Raw genomic sequence first — 15,087 nt, forward strand, 5'->3', positions numbered from 1 at the left:
TGATTTCTGTCGACAACGCCTGGGCCTCGCGTCGGTCGTGATGATGCTCATGCTGTTTTCTTCTATCCTTGTCCATCAAAGCGGAAGGGACAAACCAGGCTTCACCGCCAGCCAACATCCGGATGCCAATGGGCGGTCCAAGGCTGTTCCAACCGCGCAGCCTGCAAGGGAGGCTCGAGAAACAGCCGCAGCCGGGAGAGAACAGCGTTCAGCTCGACGGGTTTCAGTGCATTCTTGGCCAGGAACGCCCGCCACTGGGTTTGTTTCTGGCTATCCCAAAGCAAAGGCCGTGCGCAATCCGAAGGGCACATCGGCGGGAATTAGCGTCGCGCGCCGCGCGAAGGTTGCATGAATGGCCCCAGCCAGGGCCGCGCCGTCAAACGTGCTGTGCCAAGACAGTACCCACAAGTTGAAATAGTCCTTCATGCGGCTGTTAGCGATACCCAGCACAACCAGAGCCTGCAATTTCTCGGAGACAAGGGTTTCGAGAAGACCCTGCTGTCGGGTGAGCGCGAGAATGGCGTCTTGGGTCGGACAAGCGTGCTTGGACCTGCCCGATCAAGGGGCGGACAAACACCCGCTTGGCGCCATCGGGCTGCTGGCTGTAGCCGGCGCGCGTGCGGCGGTACCCGCGCGTCTGCCCGACCTCCAGCCAGTTGGCCGCGCGATAGCAGGTGCCGGTAAAGCGGCGCGGATCGACGAAGGTCTCCAGCAACCACAGCGGATAACCGAAGCGGGTCTGCCAATCAGTGCTGACCTGGCGCTCGCACAGCGACAGCACCTTGGAGGCGAGATTGGGCACATGCCACTGGGGCAGAATGAGAAAGCGGGCGTTGTTGGCGATCAGATGCAGGCGGTCGAACTGGTAGCGGCGATCCCAGCCGATCCACTGATCGCGAGCCGCGCACTTCCAGGCCGCGGCGCTCAGCACCAGCAACGCCAACCACTGATCCCGCCAGATGGCGACATACCAGAGGGTGTGACCGATTTTTGCCGCCGCGCCCAGGTAGTGATACGCCTCGAGCAATGCTTTGAAGCGCGCCTCTTCATCTGGGGCGACCGCACGCAGGGTGATGTCGTGCAAGTTCAGGGGGCTGCCTCGTCAATCAACATAGGCAGGCAGTTTGAACGAGTCGGACGGAAATGTCCAGAATCGAGGGTAAATCCCTCTACGGCTTGTCAATTCGGGACAGCACGGTTTCGTCCTGCAAGCTATTGGACATGGCCGTTTCGGCGCGGTAGGCAATCATCTTTACACTATCGATCAGTTGCTTGCTGCGCGTTGCCAGCTGACGAAAGCGCGCATCTTCTGGCAGTTCATCGACGCTGATATGCTTCGGCGTTTCCTTGCGCTGTGCCTTGAGCTGATCGAGATCCTGTTGCAGCGTTTCGATCTCCTCCCGCAGTGCGGCTTTTTGCGCACAAAGGGCTCGACATGCGTGGGCTCGATGGTGTCATCGAGCGTCATCTCCCCGAAACGCGCCAGACGCCGGGTGAGTTTTTCGGTAACGGAGCGGACCTGGCCGTCGAGTTGACGGTAGTCAGGGTTGATAACCAAGAAGTTCTGACCATCCATGGCATTGACCCAGTCATCGGTCGTGGCACACAGACACAGCCGCTCACGGGCGACCTAGTGACGGGGCAATTTGGTCGAGACCGTAATAACATTTGGGCAATTCCAAATGGCCTCGTCTTCTTTGCTGAAAGCCAAGTTGTCGGTGATCTCCGTGACTCCATGGGGAAATAACGGCAACTGCATTTGTGGCATCGGTTTGGACGCAAGGTGCAAGTGGGATCGGACTCGCCGCGGGCTCCTCCGCGGCGCTGCAAGGATATCTTCGCAAAATCCAGCAACGCTGTGACCTTGCGACCGGCTCGGTCCCGGTGTGGCTTTCTAATAGGCCGATTCAACACGATTTTTCCTCCAGTCAGGTCAAATCAAGCGGCAGATCGAGATCAGGTCATCTGACCCTGGATGTCAGCGAATGATTGCAATGGTTTCTCGCCACCTTGGAACAAGCCATCGCGACCGCCGAACAGCGGCTTGACCAAGTTCTGGCAAAGGCCCGCTTCTGGCAACGATGGGCGGGGACGCCACTCAATGCGCGGCAGGCCAAAGTCACTAACCGTTTGCTCGATGGCTTCGAGGGCAAGCTCACCAATCGCCGCTGGGCGTCGATCGCGCACTGCTCGTCGGACACGGCGTCGCGTGATATTCGCGAACTCTTGGCGCTCGGCCTGCTGTACCGCCTGCCAGGCGGCGGACGCAGCGCCGCCTATACCCTGGCCAACGGCGAGATCAATGCTCAATCAAGGCTAGCCTGACTTCGCATCAAACGCGCCTTTGGCGTCTGGTTGGCGCGGGTGTTGCTGTCCAAGTTCTTCCAATCGGGACGATGATGTCCGGCCCGATCATCAATGATCAGGAATTCACTAGCGAGCCTCCTCGCCAAAGCAGATGCTTGAACAAACCACCGTGCAATGTCCGTATTGCGGCGAAACCCTGATAACCGAGGTCGATGGCTGGACCAGCCATCGCTATATCGAGGATTGTCCGGTCTGTTGCCGGCCGATTGAATTCGAGGCAACCATTGATCAATTGGGTGAACTAGAGCGATTGGTCGCCAGGCGGGATGACGACTGACAGCTAGACTGCGAACAGGCCATGGGGCCGACCAGGCTTTCGGTTGACGGAGCAAGGTCACGCCCGAGGGAGCAAGGTCACGCCAAAGACTGATCATTCCATCTGTGCTAAAGTCCCGCAAGTGATTAATCCAGAATGGCAAAATGTTTCGAGTGACGCGCCTTTGGTGCGAACATCGTGAGCGATGATCTAGCTCTCAATCCATCGCATTCTTCCCGTTTGCAGCACCTGATCGTCCCTTATCCCACCTGATGAGGAAGTCGACATGACCACCCCAGTCCCCGCCGAGTCCGGGCCACCACACGAGCACCAGGCGCGCGTCGCGGCATACTGCCAGGATGTCCATGCGCGCAAGTGCCTGCTGACCGCCGCGCTCAAGGCCTATCCCGATGGCTGGATTCAGCTGCTCGACGCAGCGCTGCGGACGCTGTTCATTCAGGGACAAGGTTTGCGACTGCTAGATCTCGATCCCGAACAGGCCATTGGTCAGCCGCTGCATGCGCTCTACCCCGAGACACTGCTCCAACCGCTTAAGGAGGGCTGCGCGCGCGCCTTGGCCGGCACCTCCGCGGAGTTGGAGGTGAGCATTGACCAGCGTATCGTCCTTCTGTCCTTATCGCCGGCGGCCCCAACAGACCCGAGCACGGCACAGGTGATCCTGATCGCGCGTGACATCACCGAGCGCAAGCAGACCGAGGAGGCACTGAAACACACCAGCTGGCGGCTGTCCGAGGCGCAGCGCTTCGCGCATGTCGGCGACTGGGAGTGGGACCCGCGCACCAACAGAATCCAGTGGTCCGATCAGCTGTATCGCATCATGGGGCTCGAAGTCGGCTCACCGCTGCCGGATTACCCAAGCCACCTCGCGCTCTACCTCGCCGAGGACGGCGCGCGCTTGGATGCCGCCGTGCAGATGGCACTGAACCACCACCAACCCTATGAACTCGAGCTTCGCCGCATCCGCCCGGACGGAAGCGAAATCCGCGTCATCGCCTGCGGCCATGTCCAGTGCGATGACGCCGGCAAGGTCACCTGCCTTTATGGCTCCGTGCTCGAGGTGACCGCACTCAAAGCCGCCGAGGCCCGCGCGCGCGAGGAGCATCAGCATGTGCTGGATATCTTGGAAAGCACCACGGACGCCTTCTTTGAGGTTGATCGGGACTTTAATCTGACCTACCTCAACAACAAGGCCATGACGCTGCTGGGGCTCGCCTGTCGCGACGACACCCTGGGCCGCAATCTGTGGGATCTCTTTCCGCGGGCGGTCAACACCGAATTCGACCACCAATACCGCCGGGCGCTGCACGAGCAGGTGCCCATCGCCTTCGAGGCTTATTTCGAGCCCTTCGACACCTGGTACGAGGTCCACGCCTACCCATCTCCGGCCGGGCTGGCGGTGTACTTTCGCATCGTCACCGAGCGCAAGCGCATGGAACAGGCGCTGCGGACCTCGAGCGAACAGGCGCAAGCGGCCAACCGGATCAAGAGCCGCTTCCTGGCCAACATGAGCCATGAACTGCGCACCCCGCTGAACGGCATCGTGGGTCTGCTCGATGTGCTGGCCGACACCAGAGTCACCGACGAGCAACGCGATTACATTGAGCAGGCCATCCATGCCTCGCGCCGTTTGACCCGCTTGATCGGCGACATTCTTGATCTCTCCAAGGTCGAGTCCGGCCATCTCTCGCTCCTGCGGCAGCCGTTCGATCTGGGCGAGTTTGTCCGCGCCGTCGAACAACTCTTCACACCGGTCGCGCGCCGCAATCAGGTCAGGCTGAGCGTCTCGCTGGCCGCCAATGCCCCGCCCCGCCTGCTCGGGGACACGACGCGCTTGCATCAGATTCTTGGCAATATCATCGGCAACGCGATCAAATTCGCCCAAGGCGGGCACGTGCGTGTCGAAGCCCTGTCGCTCGGGCGCGGACGGGGCAAGGAATGGGTGATTCTGTTCCTCGTCAAGGACACTGGTCTGGGCATGGCCGAGGAGCAGTTGGAAGCACTCTTCGATCCCTTCGTTCAAGCCGAGAACCTAGTGACCCAGTCGGCCGATGGCGTCGGGCTCGGACTGTCCATCGTCAAGAACCTAGTCCAACGCATGGGTGGCTCCCTCTGTGTCGGCAGCGAACTGGGCAAGGGCACCGAATTTGCCATTTCACTGCCCTTCGCCGAGGCGTTAGCCACGGCGGCGGCAGAAGACCCTGCTCGGGCGTCCGTGGCCGCGGATATCAAGCATCTTGATGGACTGCACATACTGGGTGTGGATGATGAAAAAACCAACCGGCTGCTGCTCTCCCGTCTGCTGACCAAGCAAGGCGCGCGGGTCAGCCTGGCTGAAGACGGCTCCGCCGCGCTGGCTGTCCTGCAAGCCCCGGACGCGGACTTTGACCTGGTGCTACTGGATATCCACATGCCGGTGATGGACGGGTTCGCCACCACTGCCGCGATCCGACGCGGCGATGCCGGTCCCCGTCATCAACGGGTTCCGATCCTCGCGCTCACCGCCACAAGCATGGGCAGCGATCACGAGCGCTTCCTCGACGCCGGCATGCAGGGTCATGTCGCCAAGCCGGTCGAGATCGTGGAGCTCACGAAGGCCATCCGCGAGGTCGTGGCGAAATCAAGACGCTGATGGCATGCTATCTCAGGCAGGGCCTTCGGCAAATCGCCCAAACGCTGGGCACTGTGTAATTAGGCCAGCACATCCGCTGGCCCAATCACGCTGCGCCCAGGAGCTGCTCGAACGCATCCATCTGCAGCGCAGGTGCGTAGAGATACCCTTGGGCGTAATCGCAGCCGAACTGCCGCAGCAGATCCCTCTGCCGCTCGGTTTCCACGCCCTCGGCAATGGTTTGGATGCCGAGCTTGTGCGCCATCACGATGATCGCCTCTGTCAGCGCGGTGTTGGCGTCGTCCTCGGCGAGGTCGGAGATGAAGGACCGGTCGATCTTCAGGTAGTCGATATCGAACCGACGCAGATAGGACAAGGCCGAGAAACCGGTGCCGAAATCGTCGATGGACACTTCGATGCCTGCATTCCTGAACTCCAGCAGTTGCTGCTCGATGTGCTTGGATTGGCTCAGCAGGGATCCCTCGGTAATCTCCACGGTGATGCTATGGCCGGGAAGATCGAAGCGGCGTAATTCGTCCGTGCAACAGGGCTGGTTCGGCTTCTCGAACTGAATCGGCGATCGGTTGACGCTCACCTGAATGATGCGGTCATGCATGTCACGCCAACGCGCGACAGCGGCAAGCGCCTGGCCAAACACCCACTGGCCGATCTCATGGATGAGACCGAGCTCCTCGGCCAGGGGAATGAAAACCATGGGACTGACCAAGCCACGCTCGGGGTGGTACCAACGCAGCAAGGCCTCGGCCTTGACAATGACCTCGTCGGTCATGTCGACAATCGGCTGATAGTAGACCTCCAACTCACCGCGCCCGAGCGCCTGGCGCAGATCCTTGGCCAGGGCAGCCTTCTCGCGCGCCTCACGCTGCATGGTCGCCGTGAAGTAGCCAAAGCGGTTGCGCCCCTCGGCCTTGGCCACATACATCGCCTGATCCGCGTGCTTGAGTAAGCCATCGAGATTGTCGGCGTCGTCTGGAAACAGGGTAATGCCGATACTGGCGGAGATATACCCTCGGTCGTCATCGCCCAATTCATAAGGCTCGGCGAGGGTCATAATCAGCTCCCGGGCGATGCGTTCGAGGTTGGCACGATCACCGAAGTTCGGTAGAACGACCGTGAACTCGTCGCCACCGAGGCGCGCGACGGTATCGCTCTCGCGCACCTTGGCGCCGATGCGGCCGGCGGCCTGCGCCAGGAGCGCGTCGCCCTTGGCATGACCAAGGCTGTCATTGACCTCCTTGAAGCGGTCGAGGTCGATGAACAGCACAGCGATGCCTTGCCGCGTGCGCCCCGCTTTCTTGATCTCTTGCTCCAGGCGCTCGTAGAACAAATGCCGGTTGGGTAACCCGGTCAGGGCGTCGAAGTTGGCCTGGCGCCAGACCAGTTCCTCGGTCTTTTTGCGCTCGGTAATATCAGAGAACACCGAAACGTATTGATAGAGCGCGCCCTGGCTATCGTGGATCGCATTGATGCCGAGCCATTTGGCGTAGAGGGTGCCGTCCTTGCGCCGATCCCAGATCTCGCCCTCCCAGTGTCGGGAAGCATGCAAGGACGCCCACATGGCGTCATAGAAGGCGCGATCATGACGCCCGGAGGCGAAGATGCTGGGATCCTTGCCACGCACCTCGTCAAAGGTGTAACCCGTGATGCGCACAGCCGCCGGATTGATCGAGACGATGCGGTTGCTTGCGTCGGTCACCACCACTGCCTGGTCCATGGTGTCAAACACCCGGGCCGCGAGTTGCAGGCGATGTTCTTGCACCACCCGCTCGCTGATATCCTCGATGAAGACGAAGAAGCGCCCGCCCTGCACGCGCGAGAAACTGGTCACCACCTCCACCGGCCACCGGCTGCCATCCTGGCGACGATGCTCGCTGCGAAAGCGGTCGGAGCCGTCCCTGATGATTTGGGCGATATGGCGGGCTGTTTCCGCTGGCTGCTCGAGGGCCTCGATATCGGGGATTCGCAGCCTCAAGAACTCATCGCGACTGTAGCCTGACAGCTTCAGATAGGCCGCGTTGACTTCCAGGAAGCACCCGTCCATGTCCACCATCCAAAACCCCAGGGTCGTGGTATTGACGGCGGCCTCATAGGTCTCGATGCCTTCATGCAGCCGTGTCTCCATCTCCTTGCGCTCGCTGATGTCGCGCACCACGCTGAAGAACACCAGCTCACTACCCACCTGGAAGGAGCGGGCGTTGAGTTCAACCGGCATGACCGAACCGTCCTTGCGATAGTGGGCGGTCTCGAAGGTGGCCTGCCCCTGTTGCTCGATCTCGGCCAGCCGCCGCGGCACCTGGGCTGCAAATTCTGGAGGATCGAGCGTGGTCACCGAGCGTCCCGTGAGTTCGTCCTTGCGATAGCCAAGGCGGCGATGAAAGGCGGGATTGCAGTCGATGATCAGGCCCTGGCGATTCACCACCAGCACACCATCGGTCATGGCATTGAACAAGGCGGCATGGAGGTCGTGGGCCGAGTCCAACTTCAGGGGCGTTGTCTGAGCGAACAAGCAAGGGACTCCGTGGTTAACCGCGGTGATCGACGATAGACAGAAACCATCCCCGGGGCAAGCCGCCGGGCGCCGCGAAAGCCCTGTGGATCAGAGGATCAGAGGGGATTCTGTTTGTCCAACACAATCTCAAACGTCAAGCCCCGCGCTGAGGCCGCTTCGGATCGGGCCGGTCGATGTGGAAGAAGCACCCACGGAGTTGATAAACCCGTTCATAAGTGTGGGCGCCAAAGTAATCGCGCTGGGCCTGGAGCAGTTTCTGCGGCAGGCGCGCCGAGCGATAGCTGTCATAATAGGCGAGCGACGCGGCGAAGGTCGGCGCCGTCACACCGTGCTGCGCCGCCAAGGCGACGACCTTGCGCCAGTGGTGCTGAGCGCTATCGATGGCCTCCTTGAAATGCGGAGCAAGCAGCAGATTGGCCAGCTCGGGCTCATGCCGATAGGCCTCGCAGATCATCTGCATGTCCCCGTACTCGATGCCGTTATGCAGCATCTTGACATAGTGACCGGCGCCGTCCGAGCCGATGTAGGCCGTACAGGGCTCGCCACCCTGCACAGGCCTGCCGGGCTTGGCGCCAAGCAGCGGCTTGCACGTGTCGGGATCGACCTTGGCAGCGATTGCGGACCAGACCGGCTCCACCTCCTTCCAGGCATCTTTCTGCCCGCCGGGCATCAGCGAGGGCCCAAAGCGCGCGCCCTCCTCGCCGCCGGAGATACCGCTACCGATGAAGCGCAGCCTGCGCCCGGCGAGCCGCTGCTCTCGCGCGATTGTGTTTGTACACTTTTTGTTTTCTAAGTCGACAAGGATGTCGCCCTCGTCAAGCAGTGGTGCAAGCTGATCGATGACGGCGTCGGTCCCGCTGCCAGCCTTGACCATGACGACGATCTTGCGCGGTCGCTTCAGCGAGTTCACCAATGCCTCCAGCGTCTCGCAACCGACCAGTCCGCCGGGCGTGTCTGGATGCTTGTCGACGAAGGCCTGCATCTTCTCGGTGGTGCGGTTGTAGACCGAGATGCGAAAGCCATGGTCGGCGATGTTGAGCGCCAAGTTCTGGCCCATCACGGCCAGGCCGATGAGGCCAATCTCAGAGCGTTGGTCGTTTGCTGCCATGATGGTCTCCTCTTGTTATCGCGGGTTGCGCGTCGGTCACCGATCACCGGTCTAATTACCAATAAGCAAATTGTGGGCCAGCAAGACCTGGGCTTGCCAGCGCACAGGGCGAGCTGGGGCTGTCTCCGCGCTCCATAGTGGGCACGTCCTTTGCTTTCACAGAAGCCCGGCTGCTGCAGGACATCGCCCGTGACGTCTCGAGCGCAAGGCTGGGGTCTATCCGCCTCGGATCCCATGCCCGCCGAGCGCGATGACAAGGGTCATCTCCGAGTCGCCATCTCTGATGACTAGCCTTCTGTGAGTGGAGAACGCCATGCCAAACATTCAGATCAGCCCCTGGGACCTGGCGGTCGTCGCCGTCTATGTGATCGGCACGCGCATCCTGTTCGGCTGGTGGGCCGCACGCACCGCCCGCCAAGGCGCCGAGGGCTACTTCCTCGGCGGCCGGGCGCTGCGCTGGTTCATCATCGGTCTGTCCTTCTATGTCGCCAACATGAGCGGCGGCAGCTTCGTCGGCCTGCCCGGCAGCGGCTACAACGACGGCATCGCCGTCTATCACTACGAATGGCTGCCGGCGGTGATCCTGGTGCTGTTCGTTATGTTCCTGCTGCCGCTCTACCTGCGCGCGCGCATCTACACCGCCCCGCAATTCCTCGAAGAGCGCTTTGGCCGCCAGCCGCGGCTCGCGTTCTCGGGCTTCCTGCTCGTCGCCGTGACGTTGATCGACGCGCCGGCATCGCTCTACGCCGGCGCCGTGGTCGGCCAGGCCTTGTTCCCGTCGGTGCCGACGTGGCCGCTGCTCGCGGCTGGCGCGCTGATCGCCGGGGTCTATATCTTCTTTGGTGGCCTTGGCGCAGTCGTCATCAACGATGCGCTTCAAGCCGCCATGATCATGGTCGGCGGCATACTGGTGCTGGTGTTGGCCTGGCAGGCGGTGCCGTCCTGGGATGCGGTGGTGCAAGCGGCACCTCCCGATGCACTGCATCTGATCCGACCCGCCGACGATGATCTGCTGCCCTGGCCGGGCATCCTTACCGGGGTGCTCGTCATCGGTACCTATTTCTGGTGCACGAATCAGTTCGTCGTTCAGCGCGCACTCGGCGCCCAAAACCTCGATCACGGCCGCTGGGGCGCGCTGTTCGCCGGGCTGCTGAAGCTGCCGAATCTGTTCATCCTGGTCATGCCCGGGGTGCTGGCGGTCGCCCTCTACCCGGACCTCGAGCGGCCGGATCTGGTGTTTCCGACCATGATCGTCGACCTGCTGCCGGTGGGCCTCCGTGGACTCCTGCTGGCTGCCTTCGTCGCCGCGATCCTGTCCAGCCTGGAGGCGATCTTCAACTCCTCGGCAACCCTGTTCACGATGGACTTCGTGCGCACCTTCCGCCCACGGACCAGTGATCAAGGGCTGGCCCGTTTGGGCCGCTGGTCCACGGTCGGTTTCATGATCGCGGCGATCCTGTGGTCACCGATCGTGCTGCAGTTTCCCACCCTCTGGCAGTATCTGCAGTCGTTCATGTCCTACATCACACCACCGGTGACGGCGGTATTCATTATCGGCATCTTCTGGCCGCGGGCCAATGCCGCCGGTGCGCTGGCGACGCTGCTCATCGGCGTGCCCCTGGGTATCCTGGGATGGGCCGCCAACGAGCTGCTCGACTTGCTGTCGATCCAGTACCTCTATGCGGCCGGAATCATGTTCGCCTTGAGCGCCTTGATCCTGGTCATCGTGAGCCTGGCGACCGCGCCGCCTGACCCGGAGAAGGTCCAGCGCTGCACCTGGCGTCCAGCGCTATGGCGGCAGGAGAGCCAAGAGCTGGCCGACACGCCCTGGTATCTGAACTATCGCTATATGGCGCTTGGGTTGACGCTGCTGGCAGCGGCGATGGTGCTCTGGTGGTGGTGAGCCATTTCGAGGATCACCGATAGGGCGCGGATGGGTGCGCGCATAGAGACAGATAGAGACCGCATCTGGCGAAATGAACCCTGATCGGCGCATTACCCCCCGCACGTCGCCGCAATCCCCTGGTTGGCTCAGCACCAACTGCCAGAGTTGGATTGGGTGATAACAACCAGAGCTGGTGCAAAATACCCATGCCCCATCCATGACTTCGGTTAAGGCTTCGGGCGCCTGGTTGCGGCAATGTCGCAGCGTTCGCGAATACGGCCCCGCGGAAAGAGCGGCATCGTAATTCGACCTCGCGTCCGGCGTGACTGTGGTTGGTTTTGATGCTCAAGGAGGATGCTCACGCACAGGCCACCTCGGTGATGCGGTGCTGGGCGCGATTGACGGCGGCATCACCAGCTTCGCGGTCGTCGCTGGCGCCGTCGGCGGCGGCTTCTCGAGCCTGGTGGTCATCATTCTGGGCGTCGTCAGCATCGCCGCGACCTCGCTGGCGTTCCTCTGCGTCGGTATCGCCAAGGGCTGGATGTTGGATCAGTCGCGGTTCCGCTCCGGCCTCGAGACCCTACTCACCGGCGGCGGCGCCGCGGTGCTTGCCTACGGCGCCGGCGCCCTGCTGCGTGCCTGGATGGGGACCGGCACCATGGCTTAAATTGCCTTGGCACACGGCGATGGCCGCTTCGAGCTCGGACTCTTCTACCTGAGCGCCGAGCTCGATACCTGGGAGGACGGCAAGCGGATCTCCTCGCGCATCTGGGATCACCGCATCGAGCACGACTTCCTTTTGGCGATTGCCGAGGGATCAGGATCAGCCTGGGCTCAGAGCAGCAGCAGGCTGAGCGCCATCACCGCCATGCCAGCGACCAGCGCATACACAGTTGGATGATGCTCACCATAGGTCTCGGCCGATGGCAGCAGCACGTCGAAGGAGATGAAGATCATGATCCCGGCGACGGCCGCCAGTGAGAGACCGAGCAGGGCCTGGGACCAAAAGCTGGACAACAACAGCAGGCCGAGCAGCGCGCCGACCGGCTCCGAGAGCCCCGACAACGCGGACCAACCGAACGCCTGCCAGCGGCTGCCGGTCGCGTAGTAGACCGGCACCGAGACCGCGATCCCTTCAGGAATATTGTGAATACCCACCGCAAGCGCGACCGGCATCCCGAGATGGATATCCTGCATCGAGGTCAGCAATGTCGCTAGCCCTTCGGGCAGATTGTGCAGCGTGATGACCGCCGCGGTGAGCAGACCGACCTTCATCAACGGCTCGGCGCCAACCGCCTCCTTTCCCCTGGTGTCGGTTTCCGCACTGCCAGAAGCCTCCACGTTTGCCGCGCTGCTAGGCGGGCCCTGCGAGCCGGGAGAATCCAGCCTGTCGCGAGGGCGCATCTCATGCGGGTTGTAGCCGAGCGGAACCGAGCGATCAATGACCGCGACCAGCAGCATGCCGACAAACAAGGCCACGACGGCTGTGGTGTGAGCACTGCGACTGATCTCCTCGAGCGCGTCGACGCCGGACGGTAGCAGCTCGACGAAGGAGACGTAGATCATCACCCCCGCCGAGAACCCGAGTGAGATCCCGAGGAAGCGGGTATCCGCGCGAGGAGCAAAGAAGGCGATCGCGCTGCCAATCGCAGTGGCGAGGCCGGCAAGCAGCGTCAACAGCAATGCCGGCCAGATCGAACTGGCATCCATAGAGGGTGGCTCCTTAGAACTATGAGGATAGGTGCATTTGGCATCATCCAAGCAGTTTTTCGGCCACATTGACTTTTCGTTGGATGACGTGTCAGCGACGAGACCTGGCATATCTACGCTGGGCGGATTCCGTTCGAGGCCGAGGAGATCAGCCTAGACGAGATCCCGAAGAAGCGCGCCAAGGTCATGCCACGATCAGCATTTCGCGCTCGAGCTGCTGGCTCGAGATTCGATGGTGCTTGATCAGCGCCTTCCAGAGGATTAGTACCAGATGGCCCTTGGAGACTCAGGTCACCGTTCGTCCGTCGAACCGCTCAGTTGCGCCTTGAGACGCTCAAGCTCGGCCAGGGCGAGTTCCTTGGCGGCCCGTTCTTGCTCGGTGTTGACCCGTTCGGTGTGGAATTTGTTCAACTCCAATAGCCAGATGCCGCCGTGCTCGACCAAGCTGCGGCCTTGCGCGTCGCGCAGGCGAAAATCGTGCAGGTAGCGATCAGCAGCGTCTCGACCGCCTGTAGCCCCTGCGGTGTGCCAGGCACCTTGATGAACAGGTTGGGGCGACCGACCCGGTCCCACAGCGCGCGTGCCTGACGCAGGGTCGCGAGCGGATCATAGGCCAGGTGGGGTGAGACATCGAGGCTGACAAAACCGTCGCGGCCGTCGCTCGCTTCATACACCGGCAGCAGCAGATCGCAGGCGCGGATGCGCGCTGCGAGCTGGCCGTTGTCGAGCATGTCGCGTGACAGACTATCGAGCCAGAAGCGCTGGCCGTGATCCTTGAGCTTGGCGAGTTGCTGATTCGGCATTGCGGAATCCCTTTGATGATTGGCACGGATGGCAAGGATTGACGGGCCTGTGCGCGCTGGCGGCCAAGGCCTCGTCGAGTCAGAAGTCATTTGCAAGAGATTATTTGCAAGAGAAAGGCTGCAAGAGAAAGGCCAGCCTCGCCAAACGGCCAGACTTCGGACAGATTGCCGAGAACAGGGTCGAGCCGCTGCCCGAGGGTGGGGCCAATGCCCCGACCAACGGGGCAAAACGCCCGCTTGCACTTGCACAGCCGGCACATTGGTGAGACGCAATGGGTGAGGCGCGGCAAGTCGGGCAAGGACGCCATCGGCGTCATCGTCCTAGCCGCCGAGCAGTTCGAGCGTTGTCACCCTTCCTTGCCGACCCTGAGACCCGACCCTGAGTCCGGGGCTTGTCGTTAGACTCCTCGATCAGATCAAGGCAGAACGGTGCCTGCCCATCGAGCGCATGTTGACCGATGATGGCGGCAGCCGCGCTCCAGCCTTGATGACGGGTGCCGCGGGGTGTCAGGTCGCGGCCATGGATGTACTCGGCGAAGCCCCATGGCTCACCGTCCATCGGCAATGCATTGGCACGGTTGATGCCGTCGAGGAAACGCTGGGCTTGCTCCTGCAGACCCCGACGCGCCAGGTCGCAGACATAGAAGCCCGTCACCATCGGCCAGAGCCCGCCGTTGTGGTACTCGTAGGGCTCGTTCTTGAAGCTATACGAGAACATCATCTGCAGGTCTTCCCAGTCATCGTCGACGGGATGGATGACAGGATGGAACGCAGGCAGCAAGGCCGCCTTGCGGCCGTGCCAATCATGGTCGCTGTGATGATTGATGTCCTGCTTGATGTCCTGGTCGCTGTCCTGATCGCTGTCCTGGACGAGCTTCTGGGCAATACCATCCGCAATGAACTCATCCACCCGTTGCCGCTGGGCCTCATCGGCAACACCGAGCAAGGATGCCAGCACATTGGCCAAGGCATCGAAACGATAGCTGTAGCCGGCCGGTGAGAAGGACGCCATCCAATGGCGGTTGCGGCAATGCGATGCCGCCTGGAGTCCCTTGCGGTACAGGACCTCGTGGTAGACATCATCCGGAAGCGGGCTGTCGTCGTCCTCGGCAAACCAATAGTTGCAGCGAATCAGATGTCGCAGGCGGCTGATCCGCTCGGTCAGCGCGTGATCGGCTGAGCCGTGCACCGACTCGTGGACCTTGGCCAGCGTACGCTGCGCCTGGAGATAGAGCAGCTGGTCATAGAGCACATAGCCATTGCGCAGATACTCGTCCGCCCAGTCGCCGGTCAGCGGGATATAGAGCAGTCCGCGGTTGTTGAGTTCCCAGGCGCCGAGCAGGAAACGGATCTTCTCGATCACGGGGGTCATCCGATTCAGGAACGCCTCGTCACCCGTGGCACGCCAATACTCGCCGCAGCCGATCAGAAACCAGAGATTGGCATCGATGCGCCCGGCGGTGCCGCCGTAGCTGACGCGCCCGGCGATGGGATCGACGTTGCTCGGGATCTCGCCATGCGGCCCCTGATGCTGAGCCAGGGTAATGAAGGTTCTGCCCGCGGCCTCACGCAGCCCCTGATCGCCGATGAGCAGCGCCGCCAAGGCGATGATGGCGCCGTCGCGCGCCCAGATCCGGTGATAATTGCGGTGCTTGATCGGCGACGCGACGAAGCCGTGCGGACTCTTGCAGGCCTGCAGCAGCTGCACCGCGCGCTGGTAGGCCTCGTTGGGTGGCGCATTGGTTGCACTCGGTGAATGGAGCTCTTTTGGCATGCGCTCAGACCCTCTCGCGGAACAG

14 protein-coding genes are annotated in these 15,087 nt (G+C 62.0%); 6 read left to right on the top strand and 8 right to left on the bottom strand.

Annotated features, from left to right (window positions below; genetic code table 11):
- Window positions 1-270: 270 nt before the first annotated feature.
- The 3 genes from Thiowin_RS17390 to Thiowin_RS25420 form a co-directional block, all read right to left on the bottom strand.
- Entirely contained in the window at window positions 271-450 is a 180-nt protein-coding gene (locus Thiowin_RS17390; protein WP_328984232.1) for a hypothetical protein, read from the bottom strand.
- Entirely contained in the window at window positions 434-1,084 is a 651-nt protein-coding gene (locus Thiowin_RS17395; protein WP_328984233.1) for a Druantia anti-phage system protein DruA, read from the bottom strand. Before Thiowin_RS17395 ends, Thiowin_RS17390 begins: the two co-directional genes overlap by 17 nt.
- Before the next feature lie 85 nt (window positions 1,085-1,169).
- Window positions 1,170-1,406 carry a putative transposase gene (locus tag Thiowin_RS25420; protein ID WP_408034229.1) on the bottom strand — a complete coding sequence of 79 codons (237 nt, stop codon included), beginning with the start codon at window positions 1,404-1,406 and terminating at the stop codon, window positions 1,170-1,172.
- 29 nt (window positions 1,407-1,435) lie between these two features.
- Here Thiowin_RS25420 and Thiowin_RS17400 point away from each other — a divergent pair, with 29 nt between their 5' ends.
- From Thiowin_RS17400 to Thiowin_RS17415, 4 genes are all read left to right on the top strand, one after another.
- Entirely contained in the window at window positions 1,436-1,747 is a 312-nt protein-coding gene (locus Thiowin_RS17400; protein ID WP_328984234.1) for a hypothetical protein, read from the top strand.
- A 242-nt stretch (window positions 1,748-1,989) separates the two neighbouring features.
- Window positions 1,990-2,325, top strand: a complete 336-nt coding sequence (locus Thiowin_RS17405) for a Fic family protein (RefSeq protein ID WP_328984235.1) — start codon at window positions 1,990-1,992, stop codon at window positions 2,323-2,325.
- Window positions 2,326-2,458: 133 nt separating this feature from the next.
- On the top strand, window positions 2,459-2,644 hold the full coding sequence (locus Thiowin_RS17410) for a CPXCG motif-containing cysteine-rich protein (protein ID WP_328984236.1): 186 nt from the start codon (window positions 2,459-2,461) through the stop codon (window positions 2,642-2,644).
- 265 nt (window positions 2,645-2,909) lie between these two features.
- Window positions 2,910-5,273 carry a PAS domain-containing protein gene (locus tag Thiowin_RS17415; protein ID WP_328984237.1) on the top strand — a complete coding sequence of 788 codons (2,364 nt, stop codon included), beginning with the start codon at window positions 2,910-2,912 and terminating at the stop codon, window positions 5,271-5,273.
- A gap of 85 nt (window positions 5,274-5,358) precedes the next feature.
- Here Thiowin_RS17415 and Thiowin_RS17420 read toward each other — a convergent pair whose 3' ends face one another.
- On the bottom strand, window positions 5,359-7,779 hold the full coding sequence (locus Thiowin_RS17420; protein ID WP_328984238.1) for a sensor domain-containing protein: 2,421 nt from the start codon (window positions 7,777-7,779) through the stop codon (window positions 5,359-5,361).
- Between the two features lie 136 nt (window positions 7,780-7,915).
- The gene (locus Thiowin_RS17425; RefSeq protein ID WP_328984239.1) at window positions 7,916-8,890 is read right to left on the bottom strand and encodes an NAD(P)-binding domain-containing protein; all 975 of its coding nucleotides are present in this window, start codon (window positions 8,888-8,890) and stop codon (window positions 7,916-7,918) included.
- A gap of 313 nt (window positions 8,891-9,203) precedes the next feature.
- Between Thiowin_RS17425 and Thiowin_RS17430 the strand changes: the two genes are divergently transcribed.
- The gene (locus tag Thiowin_RS17430) at window positions 9,204-10,793 is read left to right on the top strand and encodes a sodium:solute symporter (protein ID WP_328984240.1); all 1,590 of its coding nucleotides are present in this window, start codon (window positions 9,204-9,206) and stop codon (window positions 10,791-10,793) included.
- 304 nt (window positions 10,794-11,097) lie between these two features.
- Complete coding sequence (locus tag Thiowin_RS17435) at window positions 11,098-11,442, top strand: VIT1/CCC1 transporter family protein (protein WP_328984241.1); 345 nt, start codon at window positions 11,098-11,100, stop codon at window positions 11,440-11,442.
- Between the two features lie 167 nt (window positions 11,443-11,609).
- Here Thiowin_RS17435 and zupT read toward each other — a convergent pair whose 3' ends face one another.
- The 3 genes from zupT to Thiowin_RS17450 all read right to left on the bottom strand — a co-directional run bounded on the left by zupT (window position 11,610) and on the right by Thiowin_RS17450 (window position 15,062).
- Window positions 11,610-12,485 carry a zinc transporter ZupT gene (gene zupT / locus Thiowin_RS17440; protein ID WP_328984242.1) on the bottom strand — a complete coding sequence of 292 codons (876 nt, stop codon included), beginning with the start codon at window positions 12,483-12,485 and terminating at the stop codon, window positions 11,610-11,612.
- Between the two features lie 407 nt (window positions 12,486-12,892).
- Window positions 12,893-13,288, bottom strand: a complete 396-nt coding sequence (locus tag Thiowin_RS17445) for a transaldolase family protein (protein ID WP_328984243.1) — start codon at window positions 13,286-13,288, stop codon at window positions 12,893-12,895.
- A gap of 313 nt (window positions 13,289-13,601) precedes the next feature.
- On the bottom strand, window positions 13,602-15,062 hold the full coding sequence (locus Thiowin_RS17450) for an amylo-alpha-1,6-glucosidase (protein WP_328984244.1): 1,461 nt from the start codon (window positions 15,060-15,062) through the stop codon (window positions 13,602-13,604).
- Window positions 15,063-15,087: the final 25 nt, after the last annotated feature.

It is taken from the genome of Thiorhodovibrio winogradskyi (assembly GCF_036208045.1).
GTDB lineage: Bacteria > Pseudomonadota > Gammaproteobacteria > Chromatiales > Chromatiaceae > Thiorhodovibrio > Thiorhodovibrio winogradskyi.

Bases quoted from the DNA above. Each gene is read 5' to 3' on its own strand.
- Thiowin_RS17400 (WP_328984234.1), top strand. From the start codon at position 1,436: ATGCGTGGGCTCGATGGTGTCATCGAGCGTCATCTCCCCGAAACGCGC.
- Thiowin_RS17410 (WP_328984236.1), top strand. From the start codon at position 2,459: ATGCTTGAACAAACCACCGTGCAATGTCCGTATTGCGGCGAAACCCTG.
- Thiowin_RS17415 (WP_328984237.1), top strand. From the start codon at position 2,910: ATGACCACCCCAGTCCCCGCCGAGTCCGGGCCACCACACGAGCACCAG.
- Thiowin_RS17425 (WP_328984239.1), bottom strand. From the start codon at position 8,890: ATGGCAGCAAACGACCAACGCTCTGAGATTGGCCTCATCGGCCTGGCC.
- Thiowin_RS17430 (WP_328984240.1), top strand. From the start codon at position 9,204: ATGCCAAACATTCAGATCAGCCCCTGGGACCTGGCGGTCGTCGCCGTC.
- zupT (WP_328984242.1), bottom strand. From the start codon at position 12,485: ATGGATGCCAGTTCGATCTGGCCGGCATTGCTGTTGACGCTGCTTGCC.
- Thiowin_RS17445 (WP_328984243.1), bottom strand. From the start codon at position 13,288: ATGCCGAATCAGCAACTCGCCAAGCTCAAGGATCACGGCCAGCGCTTC.
- Thiowin_RS17450 (WP_328984244.1), bottom strand. From the start codon at position 15,062: ATGCCAAAAGAGCTCCATTCACCGAGTGCAACCAATGCGCCACCCAAC.